General features: G+C 70.3%; 23 protein-coding genes and 1 tRNA gene (1 of these 24 running past the window's edge). 17 read left to right on the top strand and 7 right to left on the bottom strand.

Features of this window, described 5'->3' with window-relative positions:
• The first annotated feature begins 2 nt into the window (after nucleotides 1-2).
• Together B043_RS0104320 and B043_RS0104315 are read left to right on the top strand one after the other, a co-directional pair.
• The gene (locus B043_RS0104320) at nucleotides 3-647 is read left to right on the top strand and encodes a histidine phosphatase family protein (RefSeq protein WP_018461066.1); all 645 of its coding nucleotides are present in this window, start codon (nucleotides 3-5) and stop codon (nucleotides 645-647) included.
• Between the two features lie 9 nt (nucleotides 648-656).
• Complete coding sequence (locus B043_RS0104315; RefSeq protein WP_018461065.1) at nucleotides 657-1,508, top strand: GNAT family N-acetyltransferase; 852 nt, start codon at nucleotides 657-659, stop codon at nucleotides 1,506-1,508.
• On the opposite strand, the gene B043_RS0104310 is transcribed toward B043_RS0104315, so the two are convergent.
• Entirely contained in the window at nucleotides 1,478-2,359 is an 882-nt protein-coding gene (locus B043_RS0104310; protein WP_018461064.1) for a histone deacetylase family protein, read from the bottom strand. The two genes, B043_RS0104315 and B043_RS0104310, sit on opposite strands and share 31 nt — an antisense overlap.
• Before the next feature lie 35 nt (nucleotides 2,360-2,394).
• On the opposite strand from B043_RS0104310, the gene B043_RS0104305 reads away from it, so the two are divergent.
• On the top strand, nucleotides 2,395-3,024 hold the full coding sequence (locus B043_RS0104305) for a metallophosphoesterase (RefSeq protein ID WP_018461063.1): 630 nt from the start codon (nucleotides 2,395-2,397) through the stop codon (nucleotides 3,022-3,024).
• Here the strand turns inward: B043_RS0104305 and B043_RS0104300 are convergent.
• A complete protein-coding gene (locus B043_RS0104300) occupies nucleotides 2,994-3,449 on the bottom strand; it encodes a tRNA (cytidine(34)-2'-O)-methyltransferase (RefSeq protein WP_018461062.1) in 456 nt (151 codons plus the stop codon). The genes B043_RS0104305 and B043_RS0104300 overlap by 31 nt on opposite strands.
• The gene (locus B043_RS0104295) at nucleotides 3,449-4,984 is read right to left on the bottom strand and encodes an ATP-binding protein (protein WP_018461061.1); all 1,536 of its coding nucleotides are present in this window, start codon (nucleotides 4,982-4,984) and stop codon (nucleotides 3,449-3,451) included. Before B043_RS0104295 ends, B043_RS0104300 begins: the two co-directional genes overlap by 1 nt.
• Nucleotides 4,985-5,164: 180 nt before the next feature.
• Between B043_RS0104295 and B043_RS0104290 the strand changes: the two genes are divergently transcribed.
• The 5 genes from B043_RS0104290 to B043_RS0104270 are packed head-to-tail and all read left to right on the top strand — an operon-like array spanning nucleotide 5,165 to nucleotide 8,632.
• Complete coding sequence (locus B043_RS0104290; protein ID WP_016330193.1) at nucleotides 5,165-6,493, top strand: ammonium transporter; 1,329 nt, start codon at nucleotides 5,165-5,167, stop codon at nucleotides 6,491-6,493.
• Nucleotides 6,490-6,840, top strand: coding sequence for a P-II family nitrogen regulator (locus B043_RS0104285; protein ID WP_016330194.1), 351 nt, complete (start codon nucleotides 6,490-6,492; stop codon nucleotides 6,838-6,840). Before B043_RS0104290 ends, B043_RS0104285 begins: the two co-directional genes overlap by 4 nt.
• Before the next feature lie 4 nt (nucleotides 6,841-6,844).
• Nucleotides 6,845-7,747: a LexA family protein gene (locus B043_RS0104280; protein ID WP_016330195.1), complete on the top strand. Its 903-nt coding sequence runs from the start codon at nucleotides 6,845-6,847 to the stop codon at nucleotides 7,745-7,747.
• A complete protein-coding gene (locus tag B043_RS0104275) occupies nucleotides 7,737-8,408 on the top strand; it encodes a molybdenum cofactor biosynthesis protein (RefSeq protein ID WP_018461060.1) in 672 nt (223 codons plus the stop codon). The genes B043_RS0104280 and B043_RS0104275 overlap by 11 nt, the downstream gene beginning before the upstream one ends.
• Nucleotides 8,405-8,632, top strand: a complete 228-nt coding sequence (locus B043_RS0104270; protein ID WP_018461059.1) for a hypothetical protein — start codon at nucleotides 8,405-8,407, stop codon at nucleotides 8,630-8,632. Before B043_RS0104275 ends, B043_RS0104270 begins: the two co-directional genes overlap by 4 nt.
• Here B043_RS0104270 and B043_RS0104265 read toward each other — a convergent pair.
• The 3 genes from B043_RS0104265 to B043_RS0104255 are packed head-to-tail and all read right to left on the bottom strand — an operon-like array spanning nucleotide 8,629 to nucleotide 12,176.
• Nucleotides 8,629-8,949 carry a DUF3208 domain-containing protein gene (locus B043_RS0104265; RefSeq protein WP_016330198.1) on the bottom strand — a complete coding sequence of 107 codons (321 nt, stop codon included), beginning with the start codon at nucleotides 8,947-8,949 and terminating at the stop codon, nucleotides 8,629-8,631. The two genes, B043_RS0104270 and B043_RS0104265, sit on opposite strands and share 4 nt — an antisense overlap.
• 4 nt (nucleotides 8,950-8,953) lie before the next feature.
• A complete protein-coding gene (gene alr / locus B043_RS0104260) occupies nucleotides 8,954-10,039 on the bottom strand; it encodes an alanine racemase (protein WP_016330199.1) in 1,086 nt (361 codons plus the stop codon).
• A 13-nt stretch (nucleotides 10,040-10,052) separates the two neighbouring features.
• Nucleotides 10,053-12,176, bottom strand: coding sequence for a primosomal protein N' family DNA-binding protein (locus B043_RS0104255; RefSeq protein WP_026234124.1), 2,124 nt, complete (start codon nucleotides 12,174-12,176; stop codon nucleotides 10,053-10,055).
• Nucleotides 12,177-12,245: 69 nt separating this feature from the next.
• On the opposite strand from B043_RS0104255, the gene B043_RS0104250 reads away from it, so the two are divergent.
• The 9 genes from B043_RS0104250 to plsX all read left to right on the top strand — a co-directional run bounded on the left by B043_RS0104250 (nucleotide 12,246) and on the right by plsX (nucleotide 16,368).
• Nucleotides 12,246-12,322 (top strand) — tRNA-Met (locus tag B043_RS0104250).
• 51 nt (nucleotides 12,323-12,373) lie between these two features.
• The gene (locus tag B043_RS0104245) at nucleotides 12,374-12,616 is read left to right on the top strand and encodes a 4a-hydroxytetrahydrobiopterin dehydratase (RefSeq protein WP_016330201.1); all 243 of its coding nucleotides are present in this window, start codon (nucleotides 12,374-12,376) and stop codon (nucleotides 12,614-12,616) included.
• 10 nt (nucleotides 12,617-12,626) lie between these two features.
• Nucleotides 12,627-12,992, top strand: coding sequence for an acyl-CoA thioesterase (locus B043_RS0104240; RefSeq protein WP_016330202.1), 366 nt, complete (start codon nucleotides 12,627-12,629; stop codon nucleotides 12,990-12,992).
• Entirely contained in the window at nucleotides 12,989-13,303 is a 315-nt protein-coding gene (locus B043_RS0104235) for a DCC1-like thiol-disulfide oxidoreductase family protein (RefSeq protein WP_016330203.1), read from the top strand. The genes B043_RS0104240 and B043_RS0104235 overlap by 4 nt, the downstream gene beginning before the upstream one ends.
• A complete protein-coding gene (mutM, locus tag B043_RS0104230; protein ID WP_016330204.1) occupies nucleotides 13,296-14,087 on the top strand; it encodes a DNA-formamidopyrimidine glycosylase in 792 nt (263 codons plus the stop codon). The genes B043_RS0104235 and mutM overlap by 8 nt, the downstream gene beginning before the upstream one ends.
• Before the next feature lie 10 nt (nucleotides 14,088-14,097).
• A complete protein-coding gene (gene folK / locus B043_RS0104225) occupies nucleotides 14,098-14,577 on the top strand; it encodes a 2-amino-4-hydroxy-6-hydroxymethyldihydropteridine diphosphokinase (protein ID WP_016330205.1) in 480 nt (159 codons plus the stop codon).
• A gap of 39 nt (nucleotides 14,578-14,616) precedes the next feature.
• Nucleotides 14,617-14,994, top strand: coding sequence for an RNA-binding protein S1 (locus B043_RS0104220; protein WP_016330206.1), 378 nt, complete (start codon nucleotides 14,617-14,619; stop codon nucleotides 14,992-14,994).
• A gap of 61 nt (nucleotides 14,995-15,055) precedes the next feature.
• Nucleotides 15,056-15,388 carry a thioredoxin gene (gene trxA, locus B043_RS0104215; protein ID WP_016330207.1) on the top strand — a complete coding sequence of 111 codons (333 nt, stop codon included), beginning with the start codon at nucleotides 15,056-15,058 and terminating at the stop codon, nucleotides 15,386-15,388.
• Nucleotides 15,388-16,368 carry a phosphate acyltransferase PlsX gene (plsX, locus tag B043_RS0104210; protein WP_018461058.1) on the top strand — a complete coding sequence of 327 codons (981 nt, stop codon included), beginning with the start codon at nucleotides 15,388-15,390 and terminating at the stop codon, nucleotides 16,366-16,368. The genes trxA and plsX overlap by 1 nt, the downstream gene beginning before the upstream one ends.
• Here plsX and B043_RS0104205 read toward each other — a convergent pair.
• A protein-coding gene (locus tag B043_RS0104205) for an archease (RefSeq protein ID WP_016330209.1) crosses the window boundary here: on the bottom strand, nucleotides 16,357-16,572 show its 3' portion. It continues 204 nt past the right edge of the window; 216 of the gene's 420 nt are visible here — the last part of the coding sequence; its start codon lies beyond the right edge, outside the window; the stop codon is at nucleotides 16,357-16,359. The genes plsX and B043_RS0104205 overlap by 12 nt on opposite strands.

Raw genomic sequence — 16,572 nt, 5'->3', positions numbered from 1 at the left:
GCATGGGCCTCCTCGCCCACTTCCTGCAAGGCCCCCACCCCAAGACCACCCTCCTCCTCACCCGTGCGGGGCCGGTGGAAAACCCCCACCACCTCCTCTACAGCCACCCCGGCCTGCCCCTGGCGGAGGAGGGGCGGAGGGCCCTCCTCGCCCTCCTTCCCCTCCTCGCCCCCTACCCCCTGGCCCACCTCTACGCGGCGGACAGCCTTGCCGAAAAGGAGGCGGCGGCGCTCCTCTCCCAGGCCCTGGGCCTTCCCCACACCCTCCTCCCCGGGCTTCGGGAACGGGCCTGGGGGGCCTGGGAGGGCCTGAGCTTCGCCGAGGTGGAGGCCCGCTTTCCCGAGGAGGTGCAAAGCTGGCTTCGGGACGAGGCGGGCTTCGCGCCCCCTGGGGGCGAAAGCCTCCTTGCGGCTTGGGAGCGGGGGAAAAAGGCGGTGAAGGGCCTCTTGGAGAGGCACCGGGGGCAGGCCGTTCTCCTCATCGGGAACTGCACCCTAAACCGCGCCGCCCTAAGCCTGGCCCTGCCCCTTCCCCCGGAGGAGGGCTTGCGGGTGGAGCAGGACTACGCCCGGCTTACGGTGGTGGACTTCTACGGGGAAGAGGGGGTGGTGAAGGCCCTGAACCTCGGGCCCCTCCCGAAGGAGTAAACTGGGGGCATGATCCGGCCCGTCACCCGGCAGGACCTCCCGGGCCTCTTGGACCTCCTCCGCCACCTGGACGGGGAGGGGGGCCCCAGGGTGCTGGCCCCGGAGGCCCGGGACCTCGAGGGCCTGGCGGAGGAGCTGGAAGACGGCCTGGTCCTCCACCGGGAAAAGGTGGAGGGGTACGTGGGCCTCTACCCCTTCTGGGACGGGGCGGCCCTGGAAGGCCCCCTGGCCTACCGGGCGGAAGACCTCCTCCCCCTCCTCCAGGCGGCGGAGGAGCGGGCCAAGGCCCTTCGGGCCGAACGGCTTTACGCCTTTCCCCAAGCGGAAAACCACCCCTTGAGGAAGGCTTTGGAGGAGGCGGGGTTTTCTCTCCTCCACCTCACCTACTTCTACGTGAAGGCCCCGGAGGGCCTGGACTACCCGCCCCCCAAGGGGGTGGCCATCCGGAAGGGCTTCCCTGGGCCTGGAGTCTACCGGGAGCTCTACCGGGAAAGCGAGGAGGGCTGGGCCCTAAGGCTCCGCTGGACGGACGAGGAGCTCCGGGAGCACTTCCAGGACCCGGGCGTCCACCTCCTGGTGGCCTACCAGGGGGAAACCCCGGTGGGGATGGCGGAGGTGGAGGTGGAGGGGGACGAGGCCAGCGTGGCCTACATCGGGGTGGTGCCCCGGGCCCGGGGGCAGGGGATCGGGCGGGCCCTCCTCTCGGAGGCCGCCAAGCTGGCCCGGAAGAAGGGGGCGAGGCTTTTAAGGGTTCGGGCCCACGACCACGAGAAGGAGGCCCGGGAGCTTTACGAAAGGCTGGGCTTCCGCCTAGAAGAGGCGGTGGCCACCTACGCCAAGGAGCTTAGGGCCAGCCGGTAGGTGGCGGCGTGGGCCTCCACGGTGAGGCGGGGGTCGCGGTTGTACCCGCCCCCCATGACCACCACCAACGCCGCCCCCACCTCCTTCACGAAGCGATAGACCCGGAGGTCCCTTTGGGCCACGCCTTCCAGGGTTAAGGAAAGCCGCCCAAACCGATCCCCCTTCAGGACATCCACCCCCGCGTTGTAGAAGACCAGGGCCGGGCGGAAGGCCCCCGCCTTCTCCAACGCCTCCTCCAGGGCCCGGAGGTAGGCCCCGTCCCCCACCCCGTCGGGCAGGCCCACGTCCAGGTCGCTCCGCTCCTTCTTCAGGGGGTAGTTCCGCTCCCCGTGGAGGGAGAGGGTGTAGACCGTGGGGTCCTGCCCGAAGAAGACCGCGGTGCCGTTCCCCTGGTGGGCGTCCAGGTCCAGGACCAGAACCCGCCCCGAGAAGCCCCGCCGCCTGAGCCAGGCCACGGCCACGGCCACGTCGTTGAAGAGGCTGTACCCCTCCGCCCGGTCGGGGAAGGCGTGGTGGGTGCCCCCCGCCAGGTTCAGGCCGAGGCCTTCCTCGATGGCGTCCAGGGCGGCCATCAGGGTCCCCCCGGCGGCGTGGAGGGCCCGGCGGAGGAAGGCCGGGGTGAAGGGGAGGCCCAGGCGGAGGCTCTCCTCGCGGGAAAGCCCCTCCCGGAAGACCCGTTCCAGGTACAGGGGGTCGTGGGCCAGGAAGAGGGCCTCCTTGGGCACCTGGGGGGCGGGCTCTATGGGGAGAAGCCCCTTTAGGGCCTCCGCCACCCCCCGGTACTTGTAGAGGGGAAAGGGGTGGCCCTCGGGTAGGTCCAGGGGGAGGTGGTAGGTGGTGTAGGCCTTCACGCCCCCATCATGCCTGGGTAGACTGGGGCAAAACCGTGCGCCTCCTCCTCCTTTCCGACCAAGTCCACCCCCACCTCCACACCCCCCGCTTCCCCCAAAACCTCCCCCCCTTGGACCTGGTGCTGGCCGCGGGGGACCTCCCCGGGGAGTACCTGGAGTACCTGGCCAGCAAGGTGGCGGTGCCCGTCCTCTACGTCTTCGGCAACCACGGGGAGGAGTGGGTGGGGGAAGGGGAAGGGCGGAGGCGGCCCGGGGGGGTGGTCCTCCTCCACGGGCGGCTTTTCGTCCACCGGGGGCTTTGGATCTACGGCATCGGGGGCGTGCCCCGGTACCGGGAGGGGGAGGGCCAGCTCTCGGAAGGGGAGCTCCTCCGCCTGGTCCTGAAGCCCTTTCCCCTCCTCTTCCCAAGGAGGCTCAAAAGGGGCCACGGGGTGGACCTCCTCCTCACCCACGCCCCGCCCCCAGGGCCGAGCGCAGGGGAAGACTTCGCCCACCGGGGAAGCCCCGCCCTAGGGCTTTTCCACCGCCTCTACCGCCCGAGGGTCCACGTCCACGGCCACGTTCCCCTCCTGGGGGCCAACCCCAAGCGGCGCCACCGCACCCCCTTAGGGGTGGAGGTGGTGAACGCCCAGGGCTACGCCCTTCTGGAGCTCAGCTGGCGGTAGGCCTCGTAGGCCGCCACCCCCACGGCCACCGCCAGGTTCAGGGAGCGCACGGGGCCCGGCATGGGGATCTGGAGGGAGGGAAAGGCGTCCAGGATCTCCTGGGGAAGCCCCCGGGTCTCGGGGCCGAAGAGGAGGTAGTCCCCCTCGCGAAACTCGGCCTCGTAAAGGTCCTTTTCTCCCCGGGCGCTGAAGGCCAGAACCCGGGCCCCCGTGGGCAAGCTTCCCAGGAAGGCCTCCCAGGTGTCGTGGACGAAAAGCCGCACGTGGGGCCAGTAGTCCAGCCCCGCCCGCCGAAGCCTAGGGTCCCCCAGGCGGAAGCCCAGGGGGCGGATGAGGTGGAGGGGAACGCCCAAGGCGGCCGCGGTGCGGGCCACGTTGCCCGTGTTCTGGGGGATCTCGGGCTGGTAGAGGACGAGGTGGAGCATCAGGCCCTCCGGTAGCGCGTGCCCGGCCCCCGGCCCTCCCTCAGCACCCTCCCCTCCCCCATGAGGCGGCGGAGGAGGGCCAGGACCTCCTTCGGGGAAAGGCCCAGGAGGGCTTCTAGCTCCCGCCGGGTGCGGGGAGCCCCCAAGGCGGCGAGGAGGCGCTGGGCCAAGGGGTCCTGGCCCTGGAGGCGGTACCGCCCCCCCTCTTTAAGGAGAAGCCCCATGCGCTCCAAGCGGTGGAGGACCCGCCGGGCGCTTTCCGGGGGGAGCTGGAGGGCCCGGGCGAGCTCCTCTAGGCCTGCCCTCCCCACCCGCCTCAGGTGGCCCAGGACGATGAGGTGGTCCAGGCTGAAGGCCCCGTGGCGCTCCTGGGCCTCCGCCAGGCCCCGCACGAAGGCCTCGTCCAGCTCGGGGTTGTAGAGGACCAGGGTGAGGGCCTCGGGGAAAAGGCGGTACTCCGGGGGCTCCTTGCCGTACTTGAGGAGGAGGCGGTACATCTTGTCCACCCCGCTCCCCGCCCGCTCCACGTAGCCCAGGCGGTAAAGGGCCTCCGCCAGGCGGGGGTTCCGCCTTTTCGGGGGGTGGCGGAGGACGTTTTCCGGGGTGATCCCGGGGGGGAAGCCCCCGGGGTTGGAGACCTCGAGGCGGTCGGGATGGTGGTGGACCTGGATGGCGTCCAGGCTCTGCCAGTCCCGGTGGACCAGGGCGTTCAAGAGGGCCTCCCGGTAGACCTCCTGGTCAAAATCCCAGACCTCTATCCGGAAAAGCCCCACGGTGAGGTAGCGCACCCGGTTTCGGGCCTGGATGAGGTCCCTCAGGCGCTCCAATAGGGCGGGGATGGGCCTTAGAAGGTCTTCGCGGAAGGCGTAGCCCTCCTCGTCCTGGTGGAAGTAGTAGCTCACCTCCGCCTGGGGCAAAAGCCTCCTTAGGGCAAGGGGCGTGCCCGCCAGGAGAAGGCCCGCCACCGTGGGCCTTTCCTCCCCCTCCACCCGCTCTATGAGGCCCAAGGCGAAGAGGAGCTCCAGGTCGGGCAGGGCCGCGAGGGCGCTTCCCCTTTCCTCCAGGATGCGCCGTAGGCGCAGGACCTCCAGGGGGTCCAGGTCGGAGAGGCTCGCCGCGGGGAGCACCTGGGCGGTGAAGTCGGGCTCGGGGCGGGCCTCCCCCAGCTTGAGCTCGGTAAGCCGGGCCCCGTCCCAAAAGGGCACCCGCCCGGGGCCCAAGGCGATGGCCGCCGGGGCCTTGGGCACGTGGAGGGCCAGAACCCGCCCCTCCGGGCCCTCCAGGACCTCCACGTAGGGCAGAAGAAGCCCCTGGGTGAGCTGGAAAAGGGCGTGGGTGATCTGCAAGGGGTGGATCTCCGCCGCCCCCAGGACCCGCCCTTCGGGGCTCACCCCCAGGAAAAGGGTCCCCCCCTTGTGGTTGGCCAGGCCCACCGCGTAGCGGGCCAGCTCGTCCGGGGAAAGGTCTTGGGGCAGGAAGAGGGTGCGCTCGTCCTGCCCGGCCTTCAGGCGCTCCAGAAGCTCCGCCCACGTCACGGGCTCCAGTTTACGGGCACGAGCGGCCTGATGGTTTTGCAGTTTGTACATTTTTAGAGTGACAAAAAGCACATTTAGGGGATATATTTGGCTTTTGGTTGGGATAGTATAGGCAACTTGTAAAGCTAAAGCTTGACAAGTTGCCTATACTGATCTACCCTCAACCCTAAGGGGGTGACCATGGGAAGAAAAGCCGTCCTAACCCTTACGGCCCTAAGCGGCCTGGGCTTGGCCCAGGAGTTAAGCGGCGCGGACACGGCCTGGATGCTGGTCTCCACCGCCCTCGTCCTCCTCATGACCCCGGCCCTGGCCTTCTTCTACGGGGGTCTGGTGCGGAGCAAGAACGCCCTGAACACCATGCTCATGAGCTTCGCCGCCCTGGCCTTCGTGGGGGTGGGCTGGGCTCTTCTGGGCTACACCCTGGCCTTCGGCGAGGGGGGGCCCTGGCTTGGGGGATTGGGCCACGCCCTCCTCCAGGGGGTGGGCCTCGAGGCCAAGGGCACCATCCCCCACCTCCTCTTCCTGGCCTTCCAGGGGACCTTCGCCATCATCACCGCGGCCTTGGTCTCGGGGGCCATCGTGGAGAGGATGCGCTTCCCCGCCTACCTGGCCTTCCTCACCCTGTGGGGGCTTCTGGTCTACGCCCCCCTGGCCCACTGGGTCTGGGGCGGGGGGTTCTTGGGCCAGCTGGGGGCCTTGGACTTCGCCGGGGGCACGGTGGTCCACATCAACGCGGGGGTGGCGGGGCTGGTGGCCGCCTTGGTTCTCGGACCCAGGAAGGACTACGGCCGCCAGGCCATCCTGCCCCACAGCGTTCCCCTCACCCTCTTAGGGGCGGCCCTCCTCTGGTTCGGCTGGTTCGGCTTCAACGGGGGAAGCGCCCTGGGGGCAAATGGGATCGCCGCCCTGGCCTTCGCCAACACCTTCCTCGCCCCCATGGCCACCCTGGTGGTCTGGCTCCTCCTGGACCTCTTCCGCACGGGCAAGGCCACCGCGGTGGGGGCGGCCACGGCCATCGTGGTGGGGCTGGTGGCCATCACCCCGGCCGCGGGGTTCGTCTCCCCCTTTTCCGCCCTGGCCTTAGGGGCCCTTTCCGCCTTCCCCAGCTACTTCGCCCTCCTCCTCAGGGCCCGGACCCGGCTGGACGACAGCCTGGACGTCTTCGCCGCACACGGGGTGGGGGGGATCGCCGGGGCCCTCCTCACCGGGCTTTTGGCGGAGAAGGCCTGGAGCGGAGCGGCGGACGGCCTCCTTTTCGGAAACCCCGCCCAGTTCGGCGTGCAGGCCCTAGCGGTAGGGGTAGCGGTGCTCTACAGCGCCCTGGGGACCTTCCTCCTCCTCAAGCTGGTGGGCCTCTTTACCCCCCTTCGGGCGGGCCCCAAGGAGGAGGGGTTGGGCCTGGACGTGACCCAGCACGGGGAGGAGGCCTACGCCTCCGGGGAGGGGGCCATCCTGGTCCTCCCCGAGGCCGCGCCCCCGGTCTTGAAGCCCCAAGGAGGTGAGGCATGAAGCTCATCGTGGCCATCGTCCGCCCCGAGAAGCTGGGGGAGGTTTTGGAGGCCCTCTTCAAGGCCGAGGTCCGGGGGCTCACCCTAAGCCGGGTCCAGGGCCACGGCGGGGAAACGGAAAAGGTGGAGACCTACCGGGGCACCACGGTGAAGATGGAGCTTCACGAGAAGGTGCGCCTGGAGATCGGGGTCTCCGAGCCCTTCGTGAAGCCCACGGTGGAGGCCATCCTCAAGGCGGCCCGCACCGGGGAGGTGGGGGACGGAAAGGTCTTCGTCCTCCCCGTGGAGAAGGTCTACCGCATCCGCACCGGGGAGGAGGACGAGGCCGCGGTGACCCCGGTACAATAGGGGTGTGACGGCCAGGCAGCGGGCCATCCTGAACCTCCTGGTGGAGGCCTACATCCAGACGGGCGCCCCCGTGCCCTCGGCCAAGGTGGCCGAGGGGCTCGGGCTTTCCCCCGCCCTGGCCCGCTACGAGCTCATCGCCCTGGAGGAGATGGGCTACCTCACCAAGCCCCACACCTCCGCGGGCCGGGTGCCCACCCGCCAGGGCTTCCGGCAATACAGCCTCTCCCTCCTCCCCCCTAAAGGCCTGCCCCCCTCGGTCCAGGAGCGGGTGGAGCGGGCCCTAGAGGGGGCCCGGGAGCCCGAGGCCTTTTTGGTGAAGGTAGCCGCGGGGCTTTCCGGCTACCCCGCCCTCCTCCGCCTAAGGCCGAGGAGAAGGCCCCGCCTCCTCCAGGTCCACCTCTCCCCCCTCCCCGAGGGGACCCTGGCCGTGTTGGTCCTCGAGGGGGGCCGGGTGAAGGAGGCCAGGCTCCCCCTCACCCTAAGCCCGGCCCGGCTAAGGGAGGCGGAAGAAGCCCTTCAGGGGCCTTTTGAGCACCTCCCCCAAGCCCCTTCAGGCCTGGAAGGGCTCTTCGCCGCCCTGGAGCGGATCCTGGCCCAGGGGCTGGGGCAGACCTACCGGGAGGGCCTGGCCCAGGCCCTAAAGGAGCCCGAGGCCCGGGACCCGGCCTTCCTGGAACGGCTGGTCCAGCTCTACGAGGCGGAGGGGGAGGACCTCCTCACCCCCCCGGGCCGGGTGGACGTGCGGGTGGGGGAGGTGGAGGGGGTGAGCGCGGTGCAGGCGGGCTTCGCCCGGGGGGAGTGGACGGGGGAGCTGGTCCTCTTAGGCCCCATGCGCATGCGCTACCCCGAGGCCTTGGCCGTGGCCTACAGCCTGAGCCGGGTCTATACTGAGGGCCATGCGGGTTAAGGTGCGGCTTTTCGCCCTCTACCGGGAGCAGGCGGGCCAAGACCACCTCACCCTGGAGCTCCCCGAGGGGGCGAGGGTCTTGGAGGCCCAGAAGGCGCTGGAAGCCCTATTTCCCAGCCTCCAGCTGGAAGGGGGGATGGCGGCGGTGAACCAGGCCCTGGTGGGAGGGGAAACCCCCTTAAGGGAGGGGGACGAGGTGGCCTTCCTGCCCCCCGTCTCCGGGGGCCAGGACAGCTTCGGCCTCACGGAGGCCCCCCTGGACCTTTCGTCCCTGGTGGCCTGGGCCACGGCCCCCGAGTACGGGGCGGTGGTGAGCTTCCTGGGCACCACCCGGAGCCCCAACCGGGGGGCGGAGGTGGCCTATTTGGAGTACGAGGCCTACCCGGAGATGGCGGAGAAGGTCATGGCCCAGATCCTAGGGGAGATGCGGGCCCGCTGGGACCTGGGCCGCATCGCCCTCTGGCACCGGCTGGGCCGGGTGGACCCAGGGGAGGCCTCCATCGCCATCGTGGTCTCGGCGAGGCACCGCAAGGAGGCCTTCTTAGCCTGCCAGTACGCCATTGACCGGGTGAAGCAGATCCTCCCCGTCTGGAAGAAGGAGCACCGTCCGGACGGGAGCTTCTGGGTGGAGGGCTTCGCCCCCGAGGAGCACCGGCTTTGACCCCCTGGGCCCTTGGGCTTCTCCTCCTCGTCTCCTGGGCCCTGCCCCTCCTTTTGGGGTTCCTTTCGGGCCGGGCCTTTCTCCTGGGGAGGAAGCGGGTGGGGCTTGGCCTTCTCCTCTTCGGGGCCTTCCTGGGCCTTTTGGTGCGGCCGAGGCCTTTAGGGCTTCTCCTCCTCCTCCTCGGGCTTGGGCTTGGGTACTGGCCCCTGAGGCGGCCCGCCTAAAGGGGCCTCAGGTCCTCCAGAAGGAGCCACCCCACCCCCTGGGGAAGGCCTTCCAAAAGGGGCTTTAGGACCTCCGCCACCCGCTCGGCCAGGGGCTTCAGGGCCTCCGGCGGCGCTTCCGATAGGGCAAGAAGGGTGAGCTGGTAAAAGCGCTGGCCCGCCGTGGGGGTCCCGTCCTCAAAGAAAGGCACAGGGGGCGGGACCTCGTCCAGAAGAAGCCTCGCCCCCTCCACCTCCTCGGGCAGGAGGGCCTTGGGGTCTAAAGGGGCCTCCCTGGGGTGCCAGAGGTAGCCCTGGAAGAGGCGGACGGCCTGCACCCCCTCACTCTACCCGCTCCACCACCCTCCCCTCCAGGAGGTAGAGCCGGGGCAGGCGGCGGGAGAGGTGGACGGCCACCTCGTAGGGGATGGTCCCCCGGGCCTCCGCCAGGGCGCAAAGCCCCGTGGGGCCGAAGTCGGGGCCGACCACCTCAAAGACCGCCCCCAGGTCCACGGGAGCGGGGAGGAGCACCGTGGTCTGGTCCATGGAGATGCGCCCGGCCACGGGGAGGAGGCTTCCGTCCGGCCCCTTCACCCCCCGCACCGCCCCCCGGGGGAGGCCATCCGCGTAGCCCACGGGCAGGGTGGCGAGCCACTCCCCCCCCCGGGCCACGTACTCCCCCCCATACCCCACCCGCGCCCCCCTTTCCAGGCGCTTCACCAGGGTGGGGCGGGCCAGGAGGCGGAGGACGGGCCTAAGGCCAAAGCCGGGGATGAGCCCGTAGAGGGCAAGCCCCACCCGCGCGTTCTCCCCCCCGTGGAGGAGGAGGCCATGGGAGTTCTCCAGGTGGTAGAGGTAGCCGGGGCCAAGGGCCCTTTGCACCTCCAGAAAACGGGCCCTTTGCACCTCCACGAAGGAGGGGTCCTCCCCCGCGGTGGCCAGGTGGCTATAAACCCCTTCCACCCTAACCCCCAGGGCCTCTACCGCCCGTAGGGCGGCCAGGGCCTCCCGCCAGGGGAAGCCCACCCGGTTCATGCCGGTGTCCACCTTGAGGTGGGCCCTGGGGGTGAGGCCGAGGGCCCGGGCCCTTTGGGCCAGGGCCCGGGCGGCCTCGAGGGTGGAAAGCGTAGGGACGAGGCCCAGGGCTAGGGCCTCCTCGGCCTCGAGGGGGTGGAGGCTTCCGAGGAGGAGGACCTCCCCCCCCACGCCCCCCCGCCTTAAGGCCCGGGCCTCGCCCAGGGTGGCCACCGCCACCCGCCTAACCCCCCGCCCCAGGAGGAAGCGGGCTAGGGGGAGGGCCCCGTGGCCGTAGGCCTCCGCCTTGAGCACGGGGATGACCTCCCCCTTGGCCCGGGCCGAAAGGAGGGCGTAGTTGGCCCAAAGGGCCCCCAGGTCCACCTCCAGCCAGGCCCGGTAGGGGGGTTCCATGGCCAAAAGGATATCAGTCCTCCAAAAGGCCCACGAAGCGGAAGGGGTCCGGGTCCAGCTTGAACTTCCGGCGGTCCAGGTGGGCAAGGAGCTCGTGGAGCCTTTCCGTGCTCCCCTTCAGGAGGAGGTGGTAAAGGTAGTGCCCCTTGAGCTTGGGCACGGGGGCGGGGGCGGGGCCCAGGACCTCCTCCTCCCCCGCTGCCTTCCTTAAGGCCTCCAGGAGCTCCAGGGCCAGGGCCAGGGCCCTCTCCTCCTTGCGGTGGGCCACCTCCAGCTTCACCATGCGCACCTTAGGAGGGTAGTCCAGGGCCTCCCTGAGGGCCTTCTCCTCCCACAGGAAAGCCTCCACCTCCCCCTCCTCCAGGGCCCGGTGGACGGGGTGGTCGGGGTGGAAGGTCTGGAGGACGAGGAGGGGCCGGTGGCCGGGCCTGAGCTCCGTGAGGGCCCAAAGGAGGCGGTGGTAGCGCTCCGCGGCCCGGAAGTCCGAGTCCATGAGGAAGCCGTCCGCGTAGGGGAGGAGGACCAGGGCAAGCCCGGGGAGCACCGGGCCCCTTAGGAGGGCCGTGGTCCCCACCACCACCCCAGGCTCCCCCCGGAGGAGGGGGGTGAGGTCGTCCTTCCCGTCCTTGGCGAAGCGGTACACGGGGAGGGTAAGCCGCTCCTTAAGCTCCCTTACAAGCCAGTCCACCCCCGGGCCCCGGGGCTCTAAGAGGGGGGAGCCGCACCGGGGGCAAAGGGGGGGCGGGGCCTCCTTGTGGCCGCACTGGTGGCAGAGGAGGGTGGGGGGGCTTTGGTGGAAGCGCAAGGGGAGGGCGCAGTCCGGGCAGGTGGGCTTGTAGCCGCAGTCCGGGCAGAGGAGGAGGGCGCTAAAGCCCCGCCTCGAGGCCAGGACCACCGCCTGGCGGCCCCTTTCCTCCACCTGCTTGAGGAGGGCCAGGGCCCTGCCCGTGAAGGGCCAGCCCCGCTCCTCCTTAAGGGAGAGGGTGAGGAGGCGGGGCTTGGGCACGGGGAGGCGGAGGGGCTTCCTCTCCAGGACCTCCACCGCGGGCACCAGGGAGAGGTAGGTGAGGGGGATCCCCAAAAGCCGGGCCCTGAGCTCCGCCAGGGGAGGGATGAAGGCCCGGGTGCCCGAGGGGAGCTTGTAGCTTTCGCTCCCCTCCTCCACCACCACGATCCCCTGGGGGGTGTAGGGAAGGAGAAGCCCCCCGTAGGTGGCGAAGACCGTGCCCCCTGGCCTCTGGAAGAGGGCCTCCCGGGCCCAGGAGGGAAGCCCCCCGTGGTAGGGCCTGGCCTCGGGGAAGCCCTCCAGGAAGCGCTCCAGAAGCCCCACCTCGGGGAAGAGGACGAGGTGGTCCCCCTCCTCCAGGAGGCCCTTGAGGACGCGCATCCTCTCCCGAAGCCGCCCCCCGTTCACCCGCTCGGGCCGCTCGGGGAGGAAGAGGGGCTCAAGCGCCGGGCCCCGCCCCCTTGGGGGCTCGGGGGGGAGGAGGCCGATGTACCCCTTTTCCAAAAGCCGCTTCACCACCCCTACCCCCACCCCCGCGGCCCGGGCCAGGGCGGCCTGGCTTTCCGCCTCCCCCAGGGCCTTGAGGGCCTCCAAGACCCGCCTAGGGGCTTCCTCCAGCCCCTCCTCGGGCTCCTTCAGGAGGCGGAGGACCCTCTTTTGCGGCCTAAAGGAAACCTCCTCCTCCAGAACCCCGGCTTCCCGTAAGAGGTCCAAAAGCTTGGGGTCAAAGCCCTTGGCCTCCTGCCAGTCCCTTAGGGCGGAAAGCCCAGGGGGAAGAAGCCCAGGGTCCGCCCGCGGGAAGAGGCGCACCCGGTGGACGAGCTCGGGCATGGGGGGGAGGAAGTCCGCAAGCACCTGGCCCAGGGGCGCGAAGAGGTGGTGGGCCGCGGCCTTCAGGAAGGCGATCTCCTCCTCCCGGAGGAGGGGGCGTTCGTCCAGGTAGGCCAGGGCGTGGCGGAGGTGGAGGGCGGGCCGCCCCTCCCCTTCCCCCACCACCACCCCAACCCGCACCTCCCCCCGCCAGGGCACGGCCACCCGCCGGCCCAGGGCCTCTTCCTCCTCCCTCCCCAAGGGGGGGAGGTAGGTGAGGGCCTCCAGGGGAAGGGGCAGGGCCACCTCTAAAAGCCGCATGGGGCCAAGATACCCAAACCCCCCACCCTTGACAAACCCCCCTAGGCCCGCCATACTAAAGGTTGGCGACGCGGGGTGGAGCAGCCTGGTAGCTCGTCGGGCTCATAACCCGAAGGTCGCGGGTTCAAATCCCGCCCCCGCAACCAAACCCGTCCCCGGGCACAAAAGGCCCGGGGGTTTTGCCCTACGCTCAGGGCATGGACTGGCAGGTGCTGGAGAACCCCGAGCGCCTCTACAAGGAGTTCCGCTTTCGGGACTTCCGGGAGGCCCTGGCCTTCGCGGACCGGGTGGGGGCCCTGGCGGAGGAGAAGGGGCACCACCCCCGCCTCACCGTGGAGTGGGGGCGGGTGACGGTGGAGTGGTGGACCCACACCAAGGGGGGGGTCACGGAGAGGGACCGGGAGATGGCCCGGCTGACGGATGGCCTCTACGTCCCTTAGGCTAAGGGGGATGGAGGCGCGCACCCTCGAGCTCGTCTTCCCCGAGCACACCAACCCCCTAGGGGCGGCCTTTGGCGGGTTCGTCCTGGGCCTTATGGACAAGGTGGGCTCCTACGCCGCGGCCCGGCGGGCCAAGAAGCCCGTGGTCACCGTGGCCGTGGGGGGTGTGGAGTTCAAGGTGCCCATCCGCACCGGGGACCTCCTGGAGGTGGTGGCCCGGGTGGTGCGGGTGGGCCGGACCTCCCTCACCGTGGAGGTGGAGGTGTACAAGGAGCGCTTCGGCAAGGAAAACGGGCGGGTTCTCGCCACCAAGGGGGAGCTCACCTACGTGGCGGTGAACGAGAAGGGGGAGCCCGTCCCGGTGGACGCGCCGTGAAGGCCTACCTAGACGAAGGGTGCCCCTACTGCCGGGCCTTCGGGAAGGCCCTTAAGCGGCTGGACCGGGAGGGGAGGCTCGTCCTCCTCCCCGTGGGCAGCGCCCCCGAAGGGGACAGGTCCGCCCTCCTCGAGGCCCTCCACGTCTTTGAGGGGGAAAGGGTCCACCGGGGCTACGGGGCCCTCCTGGCCCTGGCCCGCGCCCTTCCCCCCCTAAGGCCCCTCTACCCCCTCCTCTGGCTCGGAGGGGCCTTGGGGGTGGGCCCCTGGCTTTACCGCACGCTCGCCCGCAGGAGGCCCCGGGATGCCTGAGCTCCCCGAGGTGGAGACCACCCGCAGAAAGCTCCTTCCCCTCCTCCGGGGAAAGGCCCTCCTCAAGATCCTCCACCAAGACCCCTTACGCTACCGGAACACAGGAGAAGCGGAAGGGAAAAGGGTGTTGGACTTGGAGCGCCGGGGGAAGTTCCTCCTCTTCGCCCTCACGGAGGGGAAGGAGATGGTGGTCCACCTGGGCATGACCGGGGGCTTCCGCAAGGAGAAGACCCCCCACGCCCGGGTGGAGTTCGTCCTGGAGGACGGGCACCTCTTCTTCCACGACCCCCGGCGCTTCGGGCGCATCTGGGTGGTGGAGCGGGGGGCGTACGGGGAAATCCCCCTCCTCGCCCGCCTGGGCCCCGAGCCCCTGGGGGCCTTCCCCTTTCCGCCCTTCTACAAGGCCCTTAAGGGGAGCCGGAAGCCCCTCAAGGCCCTCTTCCTGGAGCAGCGCCTAGCCGCGGGGGTGGGGAACATCTACGCGGACGAGGCCCTTTTCCGCGCGGGGCTAAACCCCTTGCGCCCGGGGCAAAGCCTCTCGGAGGCGGAGGCCTTCCGCCTGCACCAGGCCCTGAGGAGCGTCCTGGAAGAGGCGGTGGCCCTAGGGGGGAGCACCCTTTCCGACAAGACCTACCAGCAGCCGGATGGCGTCCCCGGGGGCTTCCAGGCCCGGCACGCGGTCTACGGGCGGAAGGGCCTCCCCTGCCCCCGCTGCGGCGGCCCCATCCTCCGCCTCCGGGTGGCCGGGCGGGGCACCCACTTCTGCCCCCGCTGCCAGGCGTAGACTGGAGGGCGTGCGCGCCTACATCGCCTTGGGGAGCAACCTGGGGGACCGCACCGGCTACCTCCTCCTGGCCCTTTCCGCCCTCTCCCGCCTGCCCAAGACCCACCTCCTCCGCCTCTCCCCCGTCTACGAGACCGACCCCGTAGGCCCCCCCCAGCCCCTCTACCTCAACCTGGTGGCGGAGGTGGAGACCGCCCTCCCCCCCAAGGCCCTCCTCCAGCATCTCCTGGACATCGAACAGGCCCTGGGCCGGGTCCGGACCGAGCCCCTAGGCCCCAGGACCATAGACCTGGACCTCCTCCTCTACGGGGACCTGGTCCTGGAGGAGGAGGGCCTTACCCTCCCCCACCCCCGCCTCCAGGAGCGGGCCTTCGTCCTGGTGCCCCTCGCGGACCTGGCCCCCGACCTGGTCCACCCCCGGCTGGGCCAGCGGGTGGCCGACCTCCTGAAGAGGGTGGAGGGGAAGGGGGTGCGCCCTCTTGTGCTATAGTGGGGCTACCGCGGGCGTGCTCGCGCGAGGAGAAGGACAGTGGAGCTAGAAGCTGGAAGCATCGTGGAAGGCCGCGTGGTGCGGGTTACGGATTTTGGCGCCTTTGTGGAGCTCCCGGGCGGGGAACAGGGCCTGGTGCACATCTCCCAGATCGCCCACGAGTTCGTCAAAAACGTCCGGGACTTCCTCAACGAGGGGGACATCGTCCAGGTGATGGTCAAGGGCCGGGACGCCAAGGGGCGGCTGGACCTGTCCATCAAGGACCTGACCCCTGCGCCCGAGGGGGCCCCACCCCCTAGGCCCCGGCGCCTGCCCCGGCAGGCCCCGGAGTTTGAGAACAAGCTCAAGAGCTTCCTCCGGGGCACGGGGGGCTTCGGAGGCGGCAAGGGGAAGAAGGGCGGCAAGAAAAAGCGCTGATCCAAGGCCCCTTCCCCCTGGGGTTTATCCCCGGGGGGTTTTGCTCTAAAGTGGGGGAGGTATGGCGAAGCCCGTGGAGGTTACGGACGCGGAGTTTGACCAGCTCTTGGCGCAGAACCCCTTGGTTCTGGTGGACTTTTGGGCCGAGTGGTGCGCCCCCTGCCGGATGATCGCCCCCATCCTGGAGGAGCTGGCCCAGGAGTATGAGGGGCGGGTGGTGGTGGCCAAGCTGGACGTGGACGAGAACCCCAAGACGGCCATGCGCTACCGGGTGATGAGCATCCCCACGGTCATCCTCTTCAAGGGGGGCCAGCCGGTGGAGGTCCTGGTGGGGGCCCAGCCCAAGCGCAACTTTGAGGCCAAGCTGCAGAAGCACCTCCCCCCCAGCGCCTGATGCGGATCGCCCTGGACGCCATGGGGGGCGACCACGCCCCCAGGGTCACGGTGGCCGGGGCCCTGAAGGCGGCCCGATCCGGGGTGGAGGTGGTCCTGGTGGGGCCGGAGGACCGGCTGAAAGAGGAACTCCAGCGCCAGGGGGGCCACCTCCCCATCCACCCCGCCCCGGACTGGATCCGCATGGAGGAGCAGGCCACCGAGGTGCGGAGGCGGCGGGAAAGCTCCATCGCCGTGGCCATGGAGCTCCTCAAAAGGAAGGAAGTAGAGGCGGTGGTCTCCATGGGCCACACCGGGGCCACCATGGCCGCGGCCCTCTTCACCCTGGGGCGGGTGAAGGGGGTGGAGCGGCCGGCCCTCCTGGTGGAGTTCCCCAGCCAACGGGGCCGCACCTTCCTCCTGGACGGGGGGGCCAACGCGGACTGCCGCCCCTCCTTCCTCCTCCAGTTCGCGGCCATGGGCCTGGCCTACGCGGAGGCCAGCGGGGCGGAGGCCCCCAAGGTGGGCCTCCTTTCCATCGGGGAGGAGGAGGGGAAGGGGAACGCCTTGGTCCTCGAGGCCTACCCCCTCCTGAAGGCCGCTTTGGGGGAGCGCTTCTTCGGCAACGTGGAGGGGCGGGACATCTTCCTGGGCACCACGGAGGTGGTGGTCACCGACGGCTTCACGGGGAACGTGGCCCTGAAGCTGGCGGAAGGGGAGGCCAAGGTCCTCCTTTCCTGGATCAAGGAGGCCCTCACCTCCTCCCCCCTGGCCCGGCTTGGGGCCCTTTTGGTCCTCCCCGCCCTGAGGCGGGTGAGGGCCAAGGTGGACCCCGCCCAGTACGGGGCCATGCCCCTTCTGGGGGTGGAGGGCACGGTCCTCATCGGCCACGGCTCCGCGGACGAGGAGGCGGTGAAAAACGCCCTCCTCCGGGCCAAGGCCCTGGCGGAAGCGGGGCTTCTTGAGCGGGTCAAGGAAAGGCTTTCCCGCTTATACGTCTAGGATCACCCGCGCCCGCCACCTTCCCCCCTCCTCCGCCACCTTCAGGCCGTGGAAGGTGGCGCTTTTCACCTCCCCCTGGAAGCCCATTTCCGGCCGAAAGGGCTCCCCAAAGAGCGTCCCCTCCAGGGCGTAGCCCGTGGGGGTGGGGTTAATCCGCAGCCTGGCCCGGCCCGGCACGAAGCCCTTGGTCTGGATCAGGTAGAT

The sequence above is a fragment of the Thermus oshimai DSM 12092 genome (assembly GCF_000373145.1).
GTDB lineage: Bacteria > Deinococcota > Deinococci > Deinococcales > Thermaceae > Thermus > Thermus oshimai.
This window is presented reverse-complemented; position numbering and strand designations above follow the sequence as displayed.

Excerpts from the sequence above, each read along its gene's own strand:
- B043_RS0104290 (WP_016330193.1), top strand. The coding sequence starts at position 5,165 with ATGGGAAGAAAAGCCGTCCTAACCCTTACGGCCCTAAGCGGCCTGGGC.
- plsX (WP_018461058.1), top strand. The coding sequence starts at position 15,388 with ATGCGGATCGCCCTGGACGCCATGGGGGGCGACCACGCCCCCAGGGTC.
- B043_RS0104255 (WP_026234124.1), bottom strand. The coding sequence starts at position 12,176 with ATGCGGCTTTTAGAGGTGGCCCTGCCCCTTCCCCTGGAGGCCCTCACC.
- alr (WP_016330199.1), bottom strand. The coding sequence starts at position 10,039 with ATGGAACCCCCCTACCGGGCCTGGCTGGAGGTGGACCTGGGGGCCCTT.
- B043_RS0104300 (WP_018461062.1), bottom strand. The coding sequence starts at position 3,449 with ATGCTCCACCTCGTCCTCTACCAGCCCGAGATCCCCCAGAACACGGGC.
- B043_RS0104320 (WP_018461066.1), top strand. The coding sequence starts at position 3 with ATGGGCCTCCTCGCCCACTTCCTGCAAGGCCCCCACCCCAAGACCACC.
- B043_RS0104275 (WP_018461060.1), top strand. The coding sequence starts at position 7,737 with ATGCGGGTTAAGGTGCGGCTTTTCGCCCTCTACCGGGAGCAGGCGGGC.
- B043_RS0104245 (WP_016330201.1), top strand. The coding sequence starts at position 12,374 with ATGGACTGGCAGGTGCTGGAGAACCCCGAGCGCCTCTACAAGGAGTTC.
- B043_RS0104315 (WP_018461065.1), top strand. The coding sequence starts at position 657 with ATGATCCGGCCCGTCACCCGGCAGGACCTCCCGGGCCTCTTGGACCTC.
- mutM (WP_016330204.1), top strand. The coding sequence starts at position 13,296 with ATGCCTGAGCTCCCCGAGGTGGAGACCACCCGCAGAAAGCTCCTTCCC.
- B043_RS0104285 (WP_016330194.1), top strand. The coding sequence starts at position 6,490 with ATGAAGCTCATCGTGGCCATCGTCCGCCCCGAGAAGCTGGGGGAGGTT.
- trxA (WP_016330207.1), top strand. The coding sequence starts at position 15,056 with ATGGCGAAGCCCGTGGAGGTTACGGACGCGGAGTTTGACCAGCTCTTG.
- B043_RS0104240 (WP_016330202.1), top strand. The coding sequence starts at position 12,627 with ATGGAGGCGCGCACCCTCGAGCTCGTCTTCCCCGAGCACACCAACCCC.